This is a genomic window from Myxococcus sp. CA023, from assembly GCF_010998615.1.
Classification (GTDB): domain Bacteria; phylum Myxococcota; class Myxococcia; order Myxococcales; family Myxococcaceae; genus Myxococcus.
The window spans coordinates 1-1,589 of record NZ_JAAEAH010000173.1; the positions used below are offsets into that span (position 1 = coordinate 1).

The 1,589-nt window shown below is 73.1% G+C and carries 1 protein-coding gene and 2 pseudogenes; all 3 read right to left on the bottom strand.

Annotated elements, in window-relative coordinates:
• A pseudogene (locus F8M74_RS38365) lies at nt 1-147 on the bottom strand (peptide ABC transporter substrate-binding protein); the annotation flags it as partial.
• On the bottom strand, nt 144-1,163 hold the full coding sequence (locus F8M74_RS37120; protein WP_141257991.1) for an ABC transporter ATP-binding protein: 1,020 nt from the start codon (nt 1,161-1,163) through the stop codon (nt 144-146). The pseudogene F8M74_RS38365 and the gene F8M74_RS37120, both read right to left, overlap by 4 nt.
• A pseudogene (locus tag F8M74_RS37125) lies at nt 1,160-1,589 on the bottom strand (hypothetical protein); the annotation flags it as partial. The gene F8M74_RS37120 and the pseudogene F8M74_RS37125, both read right to left, overlap by 4 nt.

A 1,589-nucleotide genomic window follows, 5' to 3' on the forward strand; every position in this document is an offset into this window, starting at 1 on the left:
CACCACCCCCAGCGTCTCCCCGCGCCTGACGTCGAAACCCACGCCGTCCACGGCCTTCACCGCGCCGCGCACCCGGCCGAGCACGCCGCCTCGCACCGGGAAGTGCACCTGGAGGTCGCGGACCTGGAGCAGCGGCGTGGAGTTCATGGCGCGGGCACCGGGTTGTGACAGGCCGCCCACTGCCCTTCTCGCGGTGACGTCAGCGCGGGCTTCACGTGCGCACAGACGTCCAGCGCGCGTTCACAGCGCTCTCGGAACGCACAGCCGACAGGCAACTGCCGCAGCGGTGGCACCCTGCCGGGAATGGCCCGCAGCCGCGCCCGGGAGGCGTGAGCGCCGCCCACGTCGCGCCTGGACGGAATCGAGCGCAGCAGGCCCGCGGTGTACGGGTGCGCGGGATGGGAAAACAGCGCTCGCACCGGGGCGCGCTCCACCACCCTGCCCGCGTACATCACCACCACCGCGTCGCAGCTCTCCGCCACCACGCCCAGGTCGTGCGTAATCAGCAGCACCGCCATGCCCCGCTCGGCCTGAAGCCGCGCGAGCAGGTCCAGAATCTGCGCCTGGATGGTGACGTCCAGCGCGGTGGTGGGCTCGTCCGCGATGAGCAAGGCCGGGTCACACGCCAGCGCCATCGCCATCATCACCCGCTGCCGCATGCCTCCGGAGAGCTGGTGTGGATACGCGTCCACCCGCTCGGCCGGCGCGGGGATGCCCACCTGCCGCAGCATCTCCACGGCCTTGTCCCGGGCCTGCGCGCGCGAAGCGCCCAGGTGCAGCCGGACGCCCTCGGCAATCTGCTCGCCCACGGTGAACACCGGGTTGAGCGACGTCATCGGCTCCTGGAAGATCATCGCCGCGTGACGGCCGCGAACCCGGCGCAGCTCGGCCTCCGGCAGCGTCAGCAAGTCCCGGCCCTGGAAGCGCACCTCTCCGCCCACCACGCGCACCGGCGGCTCGGGCGCCAGCCGTAGCAGGGACAGCGCCGTGAGGCTCTTGCCACACCCGCTCTCCCCCACCACGCCCAGCGTTCCACCTGGGGGCAGCGCGAAGGACACGTCGTCCACCGCGCGCACCGGCCCTGCCTCCAGCGCCAGCTCCGTGGTCAGCCCTCGGACGTCGAGCAACAGCTCCTGGCCCGCGGGCGTCCCGGCGGCGGTCACTTCTGGGCCAGCTCCTCCAGGAACTCCCCTTCCTGGATGACGCCCTTGCGGATGAGCAGGCGGATGAGACTGGCCACCATGCGGGCCGGCTTCACCTTCTCCGTGTCCAACGAGGCATCCTCGCCGCGGGAGATGCGCTCGATGTCGTCCAGGATGGCCAGGTCCTCGTCGGAGAACTGAGGCGTGGGAGTGAGCGGTACCGACGGACGCGAGCCCTGCGCCGCCCCTCCGAACATCACCACCGGCACGCGCGGCCGGCCCTCCGCTCCGTCTCCCTCCGCGTCGGGAGGCGGAGGCGGCGGGGGCCGCACCGGGGGCGAGGCCTTCCGGCCCAGCAGGTCATCCAGCGCGTCCGCGCCGGCGTCGCCGTCGGTGGCTTCCGGCGGCGGAGGCGGGGGCGAAGCCGAGCCTCGGAGCGAGGGGGGA